Source organism: Caballeronia sp. M23-90, from assembly GCF_053574605.1.
Window position 1 is genome coordinate 1 of the sequence record NZ_JBSIPA010000127.1, and the last position, 14,740, is coordinate 14,740.

Below are 14,740 nucleotides of genomic sequence, written 5' to 3' on the forward strand. Positions count from 1 at the left end.
TCGCCTTGCCCACGCTTCTCGCGGCCACTGCACCGGAAGCACGCGGCGCCGCGTACTATGGGCCAAAGGGTTTTCAGGAACTGATCGGGCCGCCATCGGAAGCGCGCATTTTCCCGCAGGCTACGGATGCGGCTGTTGGCGCGAAGCTCTGGGATGTATCGGCGAAACTCACGGGCACTGAATGGGGCCCGAAACGGGACATAGAGCGGGACATCAAGCGGGACGCAAAGCCGGGCGTCCAAAGGCCGGAGAAACTATGAAAGTCATCGTTTTTGGCGCGACGGGAATGGTCGGGCAGGGCGTGCTGCGGGAATGTCTGCTCGACCCGGATGTCGAGCGCGTGGTCGCGCTCGGGCGCAGTTCCACGAAACAACTCGATCCGAAGTTCAACGAGATCGTGCATGGCAATCTCTTCGATCTCTCCGCAATCGAGGACCAGCTTACTGGATTCGACGCCTGCTTTTTCTGCCTCGGCGTGTCGTCGTTCAGAATGAAAGAGGCTGACTACGCGCATCTGACATACGACCTGACGTTCGGCATCGCGCGGGTCTTGTCGCGAATCAATCCCGGGATGACGTTCTCGTATGTCTCGGGCTCGGGCACGGACACGACCGAGCGCGGAAACAGCATGTGGGCGCGGGTGAAGGGGCGCACGGAGAACGCGCTTTTGCGCATGCCCTTCAAGGCGGCCTATATGTTCCGCCCCGGAGCGATCCAGCCGATGAACGGCATCCGTTCGAAGACGCCGATGTATCAGGCGGTCATTTCCGTCATGGGGCCGTTATTTCCGCTGTTGCGGCGTTCGTTTCCGAATGCGATCACGACGACGCAGCAACTCGGCCGTGCAATGGTCGCCACGGCCAAACAGCGCGGGCCGTCGCGCACGTTCGAGCCACGGGATATCACGAGGTACTAGGGCTGCCCGTGCCGGCCGAAACCGGCACTTTCGCAAATCTAGCGGGCCGCATCGCCCCAGCGATATTCCTTCGTTGCATCGTCGAGCTTCGCTTTCAACGCGTCGTCGAGTTTCAGGTCGACGGCGGCCAGGCTGTCGGTGAGTTGCTCGGGTTTGCTCGCACCAATGATCGCCGATGTAATCGCGGGATTCGCCAGCACCCAGGCCACCGATGTCTTTGTCAGTGACTCGCCGGTTTCCTTCACGATCTGCTGCAGCTTCGCGATGGTCTCGAACTCGCGCTCGTGCCAGTAGCGCTGCGAATACATCTCGCCGGCCTTGCCGACCGTCCCGGTGAAACGGCCATCGGACGGTTTTGCGTCGTGCTTGTGCTTGCCGGTCAGCAGGCCTCCAGCGAGCGGGTTGTACGGAATCACGGCGAGGTGTTCGTCGGTCGCAAGCGGCAGCAGTTCGCGCTCGATCTGGCGAAACAGCAGGTTGTATCGCGGCTGGACGGAGATGAAGCGCGCGACGCGCAGGAAGTCCGAGCGGCCGAGCGCGGTCGCAAGCCGGTACGCCAGGAAATTCGACACGCCGATGTAGCGCGCCTTGCCATGACGCACGATGGTATCGAGCGCTTCGAGGGTTTCGTCGAGCGGCGTCTCGCGGTCGTCGCTATGCAACTGATACAAGTCGACGTAATCGGTATTCAGCCGTTTGAGCGATGCATCGATCGCATCCAGCAAGTGCTTGCGCGACGCGCCTTGATCCCATGCCGCCGGGCCCATCTTGCCGACCGCCTTGGTCGCGAGAATGAATTCGCTGCGGCGCGACGGCGTGTCCTTGAGCCATCGGCCGACGATCTCTTCCGTGCGGCCCGCATGCGTTTCGTCGGCGCCGAGCGGATAGACGTCGGCGGTATCGATGAAATTCACGCCCGCTTCCGCCGCACGGTCCATGATCCTGCGCGACACGTTTTCTTCGGTCTGCAAGCCGAAGGTCATGGTGCCGAGACACAGGCGCGAAACGGTCAGGCCGGTCTTCCCAAACTTACGATATTCCAAGGCGAACTCCTCGAGCGATTGACCAGGTTGAACATCAAGCAAGCTTAAACGCTACAGCCGATGCTTGCAGACGAAGCCTATGAGGTTGCGGGCTGGGTCGAGGCACGTGGGGGGACGGCATCGAGGAACCGGAACACGATGGCCGACGCGAGCGTGACCAGGCCCACGCACACGAACGCGATGCGAAACGCCAGCGCGGCCGAGCCGAGGCTCGACGAGAAAACGGACACGAGGCCACCGCCTATCGATACCCCCAGTCCGATCGCGAGCATCTGCACCATCGAGAAGAGGCTGTTGCCGCTTCCCGCATCCTTGATCGAAAGTCCCTTGAGCGTGACGCTGTTCATCGCGGCGAACTGCATGGAATTACAGGCGCCGAACACCGCGAGAATCGCAATTTCCAGCACGAGCGGCGTGCTCACCGAGAACGACGCGAAGCCGACTATCGATGCACCGACCAGGATCGTGTTCCACAGCAGGAAGTTGTCGTAGCCGTAGCGTTTGACGAGCGGCGAGATCCAGCCCTTCGCGATCGTCCCCGCGAACGCAGCGGGCAGCATCATCAAGCCCGAATGCAGCGGTGAATAACCGAGCTGCAATTGCATGAGCAGCGGCAGCAGGAACGGCACGGCGCTCGAACCAATCCGGCACAGCAAGTTGCCGATCAGCCCGACGCTGAAATTCGGTTCGCTGAACAAGGACAGGTTGAACAGCGGATTCGCACGGCGCCTTGCGTACGGAATGTAGGCGAGCGCGGCGATGGCGGACACCGCGAACAAACCGCCCGATACCAGTATCTTGTGCGATTGCGCGGGGCTGTCGAGCGCCATCGAAAACGCGACCATGCAGAGCGACAACATCGCGCCGCCGATGAAGTCGAAAGGCGGGGCATCGGAGATGGCGTCATCGGGCAGGAAACGCTGCACCGCGAGCAGACCGACTGCGCCGATCGGCACGTTAATCAGGAAGATCCAGTGCCACGAAAAAGATTCGACGAACCAGCCGCCCAGGGTCGGGCCGAGAATCGGGCCGACTTGGCCCGCAATGGAGATCACCGCCAGCGCCGAAACATATGCTTCGCCGGTCACGCTGCGAAGCACGGCGAGCCGGCCGATAGGCAGCAGCATGGAACCGCCGATACCCTGGATCACGCGCGCCACGATCAGTTGGTTCAGCGTTTGTGCGTTCGCGCAGCACAGCGATCCGATCACGAACAGGAGAATGGCGACAAAATAGACGCGCCGCGTGCCGAAGCGGTCGGCGAGCCAGCCGGAGGCAGGCGTAAGCAACGCCATGGTCAGCGTGTATGCAACCACGATCGGTTGCATGGCGAGCGGTTGCGCGTGCAGGCTTCGCGCAATGGAGGGCAGGGCCGTATTGACGATAGTCGTGTCGAGGGCCTGCATGAAAAAGCCGACGGCCACGATCCAGAGAAGCGCCGTGTGTGAGTTCTTTGGGGTCATTCTTTTACTGACGAAGCGTTATAGCGCGGAATTCCGTGCAATGTGAAGATTTTAAGACGATGCGCGGTTATCGGGAACCCCGCTGATAACATTGACTGCTATCGGAATAGTCGATAACAATGGCACATGCTCAATCCTGTCTGGCTGAACACCTTCGCGACGGTGGCCGCGTCGCATAGTTTCACTGACGCCGGCCGTCAGCTCAGTCTCACGCAGTCGAGCGTCAGCGAGCACATCCGGCGTCTCGAGGAACATGTGGGTCGCCGCCTGCTGGTCCGCGATACCCATTCGCTCGCGCTCACCGCCGACGGCGAAGCCATGCTCGTTCACGCACGCGTGATCCTCGAGGCCATGTCCCATGCCGAATCGCAATTCCGCTCGCCGCGATTACGTGGCCGCGTGCGGCTGGGTTCATCCGACGATATGGCGCTCGGGCCGCTGCCGAGCGTGCTCGCTGCGTTCCGGCGCACGCATCCCGATGTCGAGCTGGAGATCACAATCGGCATGACGGGGCGGCTTTACGAGCGCCTGGATGCGGGCGCGATCGATCTGCTGATCGGCAAAAGGCGGCTGGGCGACCGGCGCGGCATACCGCTCTTTTCAGGAAAATTGGAATGGCTTGCGCGGACCGGCACCGAAGTGGATCTCGCGCAGCCCTTGCCGCTGATTCTCGTCGCCGAGCCGAGCGTCACTCGTGCCGTGGTGCTCGATGCGCTCGCGGCCGCGGGCGCCCAATGGCAAATGGTCTGCACGAGCAGCTCGTATGCAGGATGCATTGCCGCCGCGCGTGGCGGGCTGGGCCTGACAGTGCGTTCGAACTTTCTCTCGGGCAGGGGACTTGCACCCCCAACCAATCGTGCCGAGTTGCCGGAATTGCCGGAAGTCGAGTTCATCGCGCTGGCGGCGAAGCATTTGAGCCGGCCGGCGGAAACCCTGCTCGAACTCCTGCAGGACAGCGATCTTCGCGGTGAATGGGCCGGGGAATGACCGGCATTGAACTGCAGGCATGCTGCGTGCGAAAACGGTGGCGTGGCATGGCGCCGCCGCTTGCTTCGCGTTTCGCCGCTTTTGGCTAGGACTAATCGTGGGATCAATCGCGTTGTAAGCACCTGCGCTTCGGAGAACATTTGCAAGGTTGTGCAAACACAACGCGCGGCGGATTGGATTCGTTCCAATAAGAAGCTTCTTATATATTGTGCGGCGTCGGCCGTAAGCCTGCTCCAGGCAACAGTCTCGCACCGTATGCGGCAATCAACCTCTTATCGATGCCACAAGCCACACTTCGTCTCCTTCGTCACCTGTTGCTCTTCGCCGCCTCGCTCGCGTGCTGCGCTCACGCGAGCGCTGCTTCCTACGTGGTCAAGCACTGCGCTGAACTGCAGGGCAAGGACGTGCCCGCGTCGGTGATCGGACTGCCCACGCGCGGGGCGATCATCACGGATGCATCGTTCGTTGCTGCTGCAGCGCCTCGCAACCGCAACGGCGATTACTGCCGGCTCGTCGGCGTGATCAAGGCGCAGCTCGACACCACGCCCGATATCCGCTTCGAAGTGAACCTTCCGGCGCGCTGGAATGGCCGCGCGCTGCAAATGGGCGGCGGCGGTTACAACGGCGTGATCGTGAGCGGAACGGAACCGACGGCGTTCGCGCCGGCGGCGTCTCCGTTATCGATTGGTTATGCGACGTTCGGCTCGGACTCGGGTCACGTCGGGAATTCAGGGCGCGCCGACTTTGCGATGAACGACGAAGCGGTGATCAACTTCGGCTACGGGCATTTGAAGAAGACGCACGATGTCGCGCTGGCGCTCATCATCATGGGCTACGGGCGCAAGCCCGAGCAGACCTACTTTGCGGGTGGCTCGACAGGCGGACGCGAGGCGTACACGGTCATCGAGCGTTTTCCCGACGACTACGACGGCGTGATAGCAAACGCGCCTGCCATCAATTTTTCGGGCGTGCGGCTGATGGGGGTGAAAGTCGGGCGTGCATCGTACGGGACACCCGGCGGGTTTGTCGGACCGGCGCAGCAAAAACGCGTGGTCGAAACCGTGCTGCAGGAATGCGACGGACTCGACGGCGCGCTCGACGGCATCGTTGCGAATGTGGAAGCCTGCCGTGAACGCGAGCCGAAGATCATTGCGCAGTTGCGATGCGTCGGCGGACAGCGGCCATCGCAGCGGGACAGTTGTTTGTCGGAGGCGCAACTCGCGACGCTCGAGACCTTGCGCGACGGCTTCACGCTGCCCTACGAACTCGCGCACGGCGTGACCCGTTATTACGGCTACAACGTTTTCCAGGGCGTGGACTTTTCAAGCGGGCTGGGACTTGGCAATTCAGCTACGCTCGTGCAGCCGCCGCGTTTCGATGTCAACGGCTACCTGTTCACGCAGGGCGACAGCTACATGAAGTACTTCGTCACGCATGACCTGCGCTTCAACACGCTCGACTTCGACCTGGATCACCCCGGCGAGTACAAAGGGCGTCTGGTGGATTTATCGTCGACGGTCGGCGCGATGAACCCCGACATGTCGGCGTTCATTGCGCATGGCGGCAAGCTGATCACCATGCACGGTCTCGCCGATGAAGTCATCAGCCCGAACCAGACCATCGCTTTCTATCAGTCGCTTGTCGCGAAGTATGGGCAGGCGATCGTCGATTCGTTCATGCGGCTTTACATGGTCCCGGGTTTTCAGCATGGCAACGGCGTGTTCATTCCGGCCTGGGACGAACTCGGCGCGCTGGACAGATGGGTCACGGCAAACATTGCGCCGGAGACGCTGGTCGGCTTCGATATCGCAAGCGCCACGAACGGACGCAGCCGCCCGCTTTGCCGGTATCCGGGATATCCGCGGTACATAGGGAAGGGGAGCATGAACAGCGCGGCGAGCTTTCGTTGTGAGAATCCCTGAGCTCGCCGCTTTCAAACGTGACGCTTACTTCGCCGCTTCGACCTGGCCGCGAATCTCGCCGCCCGGATTCTTCGCCGTGTGAACGTTGAAATACCAGTTGCCGGCGAGCAGGTCCTTCGCTTGTGCACTGGTCAATGTGGCGCTGCCTTCAATCGGGCTCGGCAGCTTGCTTGGATCGATAGGAATCACCACGCCTGCGTTCTTGCCCACCGGCGCCGGGCCGTGGAAATGCGCCATGCTCGCCGGACCCGTCAGGTCTGCGTAAGTCACCTTCCATTGCAGCAGCTTGGACGACGTGTCATACGTGCCGTCGAGCTTGCCGTGACCCTGGCTGTCCTTCGGCGGGACTTCCGACGAAGCGGCGAGGTCGGCTTTCAGGTTGACCGTATCGGCAAAGGCGAGCGCCGGTACGGCCAGCGTGAGCGAGAAGGCGGCGGCGGTCAGCATGCGATTGAGTTTCATGAGCGTTTTTCCAGTTTTTATGGACTAATGGAACTTCACGACGATGCTCGACCAAAGCTGTCCTTGGATCCCGGCCGAGTGTTTCGATAATACGCGTTGCGTCGTTAGCTGCTTTGGGAAACGCCTGTGCTCACGGGTTTATTCCATGTGCACATGCGGGATTTGCGAAGCGTGAAAAAAGGCGCCGTCGGCGCCTTTTCGTCATGATGGCTTTGCTAGCGAGTACCGTGCTTACGACCGCGTCGCTTCGAAGAGGAACCACACTCGCTCTTCCGTCTGGTCGATCCAGTTTTCGATAAGACTTGCCGTCGCGACATCTTCCTTGTCGTCGCAAAGCTCATGCAGTTCGCGCATGTACTTCACGAGCGATTCGTTGTCGGCGCGCAGCTCGTTGAGCATGTCGATAGGCGGCACGAAGTCCGCGTCGTTATCGGCGAGGCGCTTCAACGTGCTGATTTGTCCGACGGAACGCAGCGTCGTACCGCCGAGCTTGCGTGCGCGTTCGGCGATCGGGTCGATCATGTCGTAGACGAATTGCGCCTGGTCATCGAGCAGCAGGTGATAGTCGCGAAAGTGCGGGCCGCTCACGTGCCAGTGGAAATTCTTCGTCTTGACGAAGAGAGAAAACACGTCAGCGAGCAACCGGGTCAGGCCTTCGGCGACTTGCTTGCGTGCGTCGTTACCCAGGTCGGTCGGTGTGGTCAGAGCGGCAGATGCTGCGCTTGGTTTCTTTGTCGATGTAGCCATGTAAAAGCTCCGGAGTTTCAGATTGGCGGGAAAATCTTGGGTCAACTAGCGCATGCGTTGCACGTCTTGTGCCTAGCCGGATCCAATGGACACATCACGCCCCGCGTTTTCCCCTACGTCTTATTTGTTGACTCAGGACCGCCGAGGCAACACACTTTGTCTCAAGGTGTGATCACAGGTCACAGATCGCGCAAGGAGTTGTTTAATTCATGGCACAAGGCACGACGCGAGACACCACGCGCGAAGCAAACGAGCCGCTGCCGCTCGAACTCGTGGCGCGCGAGACCATGGCAGGGCGTGTGTACGCCCAGTTGCGCGAAGCGATCATGACGGGGCGTTTTGCGCCCGGACAGGCGCTGAGCCTGCGCGGGGTGGCGGAGGCAGTGGGTTCATCGACCATGCCGGTGCGCGCCGCGCTGACACGACTGCAGGCCGAGGGCGCGCTGATCGACGGTCCCGGCCGCGCGCTCATGGTCCCGCCCATGACGCTCGACTTGCTCGATGAGCTGCGAGATGTACGAATATCGCTTGAAGGGTGCGTCGCGAAGCGCGCGGCCTCGCGGATGACGAAGGAACATTTGAGCGCGCTGCAAGCCGTGTTCGATGCAATGCACGCGCATGTGGAAGCCGGCGATGTCGCCGCGTATTTGCGCAGCAACTTCGAGTTTCACATCGCCATCTACACGCATGGCGCGAGCGATCTCACGCTCGCCACGATCCAGAACTTGTGGATGCGCATTGGGCCGTTCCTGAATCTCGTCGCGCCGGATATTCCGCACATGAGGTTATCGATGGCCGCGCACAAGAAGATTGTCGATGCGCTCTGGAAGGGCGATGGCGAAAGCGCGCGGGCGGGTATTGAAGAAGACATCGGCGGCGCTGCGGCTGACTTGCAGGACCGCCTGCAAAGCAGGGAGGCTGCACGCGCCTAGCAAGGCTTTCAAGGCTCAACGAAATATAAGAACATCAACGGAGACAAGCATGACGGTTCTGCAAATGTTGAAACCGCACGCGGGATTGCGCGTGCTGGTTACGGGTGGGGCATCGGGTATCGGACTCGTGATAGCGCGTGCTTTCGTCGATGCCGGTTCGCGTGTCCATGTCTGCGACGCAAGCAAGGATGCTATCGACACGCTACTCAAAGTCGAAGAAAGCGCCGAGCTGAACGCGATCACCGCGACGCTCGCGGATGTATCGGACAGGGCGGCGGTGGATCGCGTATTCGATGACGTCGCCACGCAACTTGGCGGCCTCGATGTGCTGATCAACAACGCGGGCATTGCCGGGCCGACGGGCGGTATCGATGAGATGGATGTCGGCGAGTGGGAACAGACCGTCGATGTCAATCTCAACGCGCAGTTCTATTTTGCGCGTCGGGCCGTGCCGTTGCTGAAAAAGGCGCGTGAGGGCGGATCGATCATCGCGTTGTCGTCGGTGGCGGGAAGGCTCGGATATGCATTCCGCACGCCGTATTCCGCGACGAAATGGGCCGTGGTCGGGCTGACGAAGAGCCTGGCCATTGAACTCGGACCGGACAACATCCGCGTCAACGCCATTCAGCCGGGCATTGTGAAGGGACCACGCATCGAGCGTGTGATCTCCGCGCGCGCCCAGCAGCTCGGCCTCTCCTATGAAGACATGGAGAAGGATTACCTGGCCAAGATCTCGCTGCGCCGCATGACCACGCCGGAAGAGGTCGCCGCGACCGCGCTGTTCCTCTGCTCGCCCGGCGGCAGCGGGATTTCGGGGCAGGCCATCTCGGTGTGCGGCAACGTCGAAGTGCTTTGAACACGCTTTAAACATTCGTCTTTTTTCACGAGGTCTGAAAGCAATGGCTACCAAGCGCAAGGTCATCATCACATGCGCGCCCACCGGCGCGATCCATACTCCTTCGATGTCGCCGTACCTGCCCGTCACGCCGCAGGAAATCGGCGACGCCGCGCTGGCCGCAGCGAAAGAGGGCGCGGCAATCCTGCACCTTCACGCCCGCGACCCCGTCGACGGCCGGCCCACGCAAGACCCCGCCGTGTTCCAGCAATTCCTGCCGCGCATCAAAGCCGAAACGAATGCGGTGATCAACATCACGAGCGGCGGCAGCCCGCATATGACGGTGGAAGAACGTCTGAAGCCGGCACATCACTTCCAGCCGGAAGTGGCATCGCTGAACATGGGTTCGATGAACTTCGGCCTTTATCCCATGCTCGACCGCTTCAAGGAGTTCAAGCACGACTGGGAGCGCCAGCATCTGGCCAACAGCCGCGACCTGATCTTCAAGAACACGTTCAAGGATATCGAATACATCCTGACGTCTTGCGGTGCGAACGGTACGCGCTTCGAGTACGAGTGCTACGACATTTCGCACCTCTATAACCTCGCGCATTTCGTTGATCGCGGTCTCGCGAAACCTCCGTTCTTCGTGCAGAGCGTGTTTGGGTTGCTTGGCGGTATCGGCGCGCATCCGGAAGACCTGATGCACATGCGGCGCACCGCTGACCGGCTTTTTGGAAACGACTATGTCTGGTCGATACTCGGCGCAGGACGTCATCAGATTCCACTCGCAACCCTCGGCGTGGCGCAGGGATCGAATGCGCGCGTCGGTCTTGAAGATTCGCTTTGGATAGAAGCCGGGAAACTCGCTGAATCGAGCGCGGCGCAGGTCGTGAAGATCCGTCAGGTGATAGAGGGCCTGTCGCTCGACATCGCCACGCCAGATGAAGCGCGCGCCATGCTCGGGCTCAAGGGCGCGGACAACACGAACTTCTGACGCATCCTTCAACCTTTGACGGCGGAGATCACTGTGACTGTGCAGAAGCTCAAGGTGGTCGCCATGCCTACGGGATGGCTGACTGTCGATCGTTCATCGCAGATATACGGCCGGTATTACGGCCAGCAGATCAAGGTGCCGGTCTGGTCGACGGCAATTGTCGGCGGCGACAAGAAGATCGTGGTGGATACCGGCATTCACGATCCGGGCTGGGTATCGAATTTCGTGTGCCCGTGCACGCAGGCGCCGGAAGAACGGCTCGAACGCGCGCTGAAAGAGTACGTGGGATGGAGTGCGGACGAGGTCGATATTGTCATCAACACGCATTTGCATTACGACCATTCCGGCGGCAATACGCTGTTCAAGAATGCGCGGTTCGTCGTGCAGGCAAGTGAATGGGAATACGCGGGCCGTCCGTTGCCCACGCAAGCCACGTTCTATCAGGAGTTCCTGATAGGCCGCGAACCGCTCGCGTATTTTCGCTGGCAGTTCGTGCACGGCATCACCGACATCGCTCCGGGTGTGCGTGTTGTGCCAACGCCTGGTCATACGCCGGGCCATCAGTCGGTCGCGGTCGATACCGCTGACGGCGTGGTGCTGATTGCCGGCGACTGCGCAAGCTGCATGGAGAATATCGTCGATCTCGTGCCGGTCGGAATCGTTCACGAGACCGCGGCCGAACTGGCTTCGCTCAGGCGAATCCGGCAGATCGCTGACTTCGTCATCCCCGGCCACGATCCGAATGTCGTGGCGGGATCTGCAGGCATTGAATTACCCGCAAGCGCACGTCTGAAGCACGTAGAAAGTTAGTAGTACACGTATATATAACCATATGCAGCATCGGAGGAAGACATGAAAACGCTGACGAACACCCTGCGTCGGGCGGCACGGCTTGCGCTCGGGGCCACGTTGCTCGCAACGCTGGCAGTATCGCAACAAGCAACGGCTGCGGAAAAATACAAGGTATTTCTGTCGATGAGCTATGTCGGCAATGACTGGCAAACCGAAGCCGCGAACATGGTCAAGGCCATGTCCGCAACGCCGGGCCTGAAAGACAAGGTCGATCTCGAAGTGCAGGTCGCGGGCACCGACGCACAAAAGCAGATCCAGCAAATCAATTCGATGGTGCAGGCGGGCGCGAAAGCTATTGTGATCTATCCGATCTCACCGACGGCGGTGAATCGCGCGATCAAGAACGCGTGCTCGAAAGGCGTGATCGTGGCCGCGTACGACGGCGAAGTGACCGAGCCATGCGCGCATAACGTGACGATCGACCAGAAGCAGGCCGGTACGGTGACGGCGGAATGGCTCGCGAAGACGATCAATGGCAAGGGCAATATCGTGCTGATCAACGGCGTGCCGGGCACGTCCGTGGATCGTGCGCGCACTGAAGCCGCGAAGGCGGTGTTCGCGAAGTATCCGGGCATCAAGATCGTGGCTGAGGGCACCGGCATGTGGAGCCAGGCGACGGCGAAGACGGAGTTGTCGAAGATCCTTGCCACCAATAGCTGGGACAAGATCGACGGCTTATGGATGCAGGTTGGCTGCTTCACGGCGGCGTCCATGCAGCTCGAAGCCGGCATAGCCGACGACAAGGTGAAGCCATGCGCGGGTGAATCGTCGAACGGGCACCGCGTGCAGATGCTGCCGCCGGGCACCGTCAAGGGCGATGGTTCGTATCGCTCGATCGGGTACAGGTCGATCTCCTATGGATCGCCGCCGTACTCGGGCGCGCTGGCGTTGAAGATGGCTGTCGGCAAACTCGAAGGCAAGGACTTCCCGCCGCACGTGACGCTCAAGCTGCCGCTGGTCCTGACGGCGGAATCCAAGCTGTGCAAGACGGGTTCGATCGATGAACTGAAGGCAGGGTGCACCGCGTTCATGCCGGACAAGGTGCCGCCGGGCTGGTTCGCCGACATCTATTCGGCGGAGACGAGCGAGGTGGGTTTCAACGCGGCGCTGACCGGCAAGCCGGATTAAGGAGCGTTCCATGCAGAGCCACTCACAGGCAGCGGACGGCGGCTGGGCGATCGATCTGTCGAACGTGACCAAGCGCTTCGGCGCGACCGTCGCGCTGGACAATGCGTCCTTTCGGGTCAGGCGTGGTGCCGTTCACGCGCTGCTTGGCGAGAACGGCGCGGGCAAGTCGACGACCGTGAAGCTGCTTTCAGGCTTGATGCAGCCGGACGAAGGCAGTATCTCGATCCTCGGGCAGAGCGTGAACATGCGCGGTCCGAAAGACGCGCACCGGGCGGGCGTGCAGACCGCGTTCCAGGAAATGACGCTGGTGCGCGACCTGACGGTCGCGCAAAACCTGCTCATGTCGTATGAACCGACGGGCTGGTTCGGCCGAATCCGCCAGCGCGAAGCGCAACGTCAGGCGGCGGAGTGGCTCGACAAGCTCGAACTGGGCGATGTCCGTCCCGGCGCGTATATCCGCGATCTGGCTTTGCCGGTACGCCAGAAGATCGAGATTGCAAAAGCGCTCGTGCGCAAACCCGACGTGCTGTTGCTCGATGAACCGACTTCGGCGCTATCGGGCCGCGATGTGTCGTGGCTTGCGCGCCGTATTGAAGAGATGAAGGCGCGGGGCGTGACCTTCGTGTTCATCACACATCGCATGCAGGAAGTGCGCGAGTTCTGCGACAGCCTGACGGTGTACAGGAACGGCCACGACGTGGGCGCATTCGATACTGCCGCGATCTCGGACGACGAAGTCATCCGGCTTGTCATCGGCCGGTCGCTGGAAGCCAAATACCCGCCGAAGATCGCTTCTCCCACCGTGCTCGACACCCCGGCGATGGAAGCGCGCGGCATCAAGGTGGATGCCGTGGTGAACGACTTCGACCTGACGTTGAAAGCGGGCGAGGTGCATGGCATTGCGGCACTTCAGGGCATGGGGCAGCGCGAAATTTTCGAGGCGCTGTTCGGGGCGGAGTTTATCGATGCAGGCCAGATCCTGGTGGATGGGAAACCGGTCACGCTGACGTCGACGGCTGATTCGTTGAAGGCCGGGATATCGACAAGTTTTCTGCCTGAGGACCGCAAGACCGAGGGCTTGTTCCTGCGGCTTCCCGGCGGAGAAAACGTCTCGTTGCCGGTCATCAAGCGCTTTACGCACTTCGGTCTGATCGACAGAAAACGCGAGCAGGCTGCCATCAAGCGTGCGCTCGCACAGATGGAAGTGAATCCGCGTGCCGTCTACAAACCGTGCCTCTCGTTCTCGGGCGGCAACCAGCAGAAGATCGCGATGGCGAAATGGCTGCTCACGCAAAGCCGCGTGTGGCTGATGTTCGATCCGACGCGCGGTATCGATGTCGGGACCAAGCATCAGATCTTCGTGTTGATGCGTGCATTCGCGGCGGCCGGCGGGTCCGTGCTGTTTTATTCCACCGATGTCCCCGAGCTGGTGAACGTATGCGATCGCGTGACGGTGGTGTATCGCGGGCGCAATGTGGCCGAGCTCGCAGGCGACGCGCTCACGGAAGAAAACGTGATGCGCAAGATGCTCTCAAGCTGAAGCAACCAGAGGTCGATCATGAAAATTGCAATTGCGTCACCCGATAGCGAGATCGTGCGCCCAGGCGCGCACGTCGGTTTGCGGGCGCGCATCGATCATTATCGCGGGCTGATCATCGCCATCGGCGCGCTCTTCGCAATGCTGGTTGCGTGGGTGTCACTGTCGGCAACGCCGGTCGGCATGTACGACGTCGGCTCGGTGATCTCCAGCAGCACGACGCTTGCGCTTGCGGCCATTGGCCAGACTATCGTCGTCCTGAGCGGCGGCTTTGATCTGTCGGCGTCCGCGGTAGTTTCGCTTTCGAACGTGCTCGCCGTGCACTTTGTACAAGGCACGCCCATCCAGCAATGGGGCGGCGTTGCGTTGATTCTCGCGATAGGCGGCGGTATCGGGCTGATCAACGGTGCACTGATCGCGTGGTTCCGGTTGCAGTCCATCGTTGTCACGCTCGCGACCATGTTCATGGTGCAAGGACTCACGCTGCTGATCCAGAACAAGCCGGGCGGGAGTATCGGCGAGCAGTTTGGCGGCCTGATCACGTCGGATCTCATTCAGGACAAGGTGCCGATGTCAGCCGCCGTGCTGATTGTCGCGCTGCTTGTCTGGACCTTCGTCAAGCGCACGCGGTTTGGCGTGGGGCTCTACGCCCTTGGCAGCGATCCCGACGGCGCGTACTCGAACGGCATGCCCGTTCAAACATACCGGATTGCGACGTATGCGCTCGCCGGCATGTTCTACGCGGCGGCGGGCTTGTATGTATCGGCACAGACGGGCTCTGCCGATCCGCTCCATTTGCTTCTCCAGAAATTAAGCGACGCAAGACGCCGCGGGAGGATTGAGGTTTTCTGTTTCCGCTCCGGGATGAGCGTCGCGCTGTCCACTTCAATCTTTATCGTGTAGTGCTGTTCGAGTGACT

14 protein-coding genes and 1 pseudogene are annotated in these 14,740 nt (G+C 61.1%); 11 read left to right on the top strand and 4 right to left on the bottom strand.

Going from position 1 to position 14,740, the window contains the following annotated elements; translation table 11 throughout:
• Both ACRXB1_RS14860 and ACRXB1_RS14865 read left to right on the top strand, forming a co-directional pair.
• A pseudogene (locus ACRXB1_RS14860) lies at nt 1-260 on the top strand (hypothetical protein); the annotation flags it as partial.
• Nucleotides 257-916, top strand: a complete 660-nt coding sequence (locus tag ACRXB1_RS14865) for an NAD-dependent epimerase/dehydratase family protein (RefSeq protein WP_174363232.1) — start codon at nt 257-259, stop codon at nt 914-916. The pseudogene ACRXB1_RS14860 and the gene ACRXB1_RS14865, both read left to right, overlap by 4 nt.
• A gap of 38 nt (nt 917-954) precedes the next feature.
• On the opposite strand, the gene ACRXB1_RS14870 is transcribed toward ACRXB1_RS14865, so the two are convergent.
• Together ACRXB1_RS14870 and ACRXB1_RS14875 are read right to left on the bottom strand one after the other, a co-directional pair.
• Nucleotides 955-1,959 carry an aldo/keto reductase gene (locus tag ACRXB1_RS14870; RefSeq protein WP_075359732.1) on the bottom strand — a complete coding sequence of 335 codons (1,005 nt, stop codon included), beginning with the start codon at nt 1,957-1,959 and terminating at the stop codon, nt 955-957.
• Between the two features lie 77 nt (nt 1,960-2,036).
• On the bottom strand, nt 2,037-3,422 hold the full coding sequence (locus ACRXB1_RS14875; protein ID WP_061999384.1) for a DHA2 family efflux MFS transporter permease subunit: 1,386 nt from the start codon (nt 3,420-3,422) through the stop codon (nt 2,037-2,039).
• Nucleotides 3,423-3,548: 126 nt separating this feature from the next.
• On the opposite strand from ACRXB1_RS14875, the gene ACRXB1_RS14880 reads away from it, so the two are divergent.
• Both ACRXB1_RS14880 and ACRXB1_RS14885 read left to right on the top strand, forming a co-directional pair.
• Entirely contained in the window at nt 3,549-4,409 is an 861-nt protein-coding gene (locus tag ACRXB1_RS14880) for a LysR family transcriptional regulator (RefSeq protein WP_086383706.1), read from the top strand.
• A gap of 278 nt (nt 4,410-4,687) precedes the next feature.
• Complete coding sequence (locus ACRXB1_RS14885; RefSeq protein WP_449492419.1) at nt 4,688-6,331, top strand: tannase/feruloyl esterase family alpha/beta hydrolase; 1,644 nt, start codon at nt 4,688-4,690, stop codon at nt 6,329-6,331.
• 24 nt (nt 6,332-6,355) lie between these two features.
• On the opposite strand, the gene ACRXB1_RS14890 is transcribed toward ACRXB1_RS14885, so the two are convergent.
• A complete protein-coding gene (locus ACRXB1_RS14890) occupies nt 6,356-6,793 on the bottom strand; it encodes a CHRD domain-containing protein (RefSeq protein ID WP_449492420.1) in 438 nt (145 codons plus the stop codon).
• A 231-nt stretch (nt 6,794-7,024) separates the two neighbouring features.
• A complete protein-coding gene (locus tag ACRXB1_RS14895; RefSeq protein WP_075359707.1) occupies nt 7,025-7,540 on the bottom strand; it encodes a Dps family protein in 516 nt (171 codons plus the stop codon).
• A 287-nt stretch (nt 7,541-7,827) separates the two neighbouring features.
• Here ACRXB1_RS14895 and ACRXB1_RS14900 point away from each other — a divergent pair, with 287 nt between their 5' ends.
• The 7 genes from ACRXB1_RS14900 to ACRXB1_RS14930 all read left to right on the top strand — a co-directional run bounded on the left by ACRXB1_RS14900 (nt 7,828) and on the right by ACRXB1_RS14930 (nt 14,724).
• On the top strand, nt 7,828-8,472 hold the full coding sequence (locus ACRXB1_RS14900; RefSeq protein WP_086383743.1) for a GntR family transcriptional regulator: 645 nt from the start codon (nt 7,828-7,830) through the stop codon (nt 8,470-8,472).
• A 49-nt stretch (nt 8,473-8,521) separates the two neighbouring features.
• The gene (locus ACRXB1_RS14905; protein ID WP_075359709.1) at nt 8,522-9,328 is read left to right on the top strand and encodes an SDR family oxidoreductase; all 807 of its coding nucleotides are present in this window, start codon (nt 8,522-8,524) and stop codon (nt 9,326-9,328) included.
• A 43-nt stretch (nt 9,329-9,371) separates the two neighbouring features.
• The gene (locus ACRXB1_RS14910) at nt 9,372-10,304 is read left to right on the top strand and encodes a BKACE family enzyme (protein ID WP_061999389.1); all 933 of its coding nucleotides are present in this window, start codon (nt 9,372-9,374) and stop codon (nt 10,302-10,304) included.
• Nucleotides 10,305-10,367: 63 nt separating this feature from the next.
• Nucleotides 10,368-11,114: an N-acyl homoserine lactonase family protein gene (locus ACRXB1_RS14915; protein WP_075359734.1), complete on the top strand. Its 747-nt coding sequence runs from the start codon at nt 10,368-10,370 to the stop codon at nt 11,112-11,114.
• A 42-nt stretch (nt 11,115-11,156) separates the two neighbouring features.
• Nucleotides 11,157-12,284: a sugar ABC transporter substrate-binding protein gene (locus tag ACRXB1_RS14920; protein ID WP_449492421.1), complete on the top strand. Its 1,128-nt coding sequence runs from the start codon at nt 11,157-11,159 to the stop codon at nt 12,282-12,284.
• 10 nt (nt 12,285-12,294) lie between these two features.
• Entirely contained in the window at nt 12,295-13,824 is a 1,530-nt protein-coding gene (locus ACRXB1_RS14925) for a sugar ABC transporter ATP-binding protein (RefSeq protein ID WP_449492422.1), read from the top strand.
• A gap of 18 nt (nt 13,825-13,842) precedes the next feature.
• Nucleotides 13,843-14,724 (top strand): ABC transporter permease, encoded by an 882-nt coding sequence (locus ACRXB1_RS14930; protein ID WP_449492423.1) that lies wholly within the window; start codon nt 13,843-13,845, stop codon nt 14,722-14,724.
• Nucleotides 14,725-14,740 lie beyond the last annotated feature (16 nt).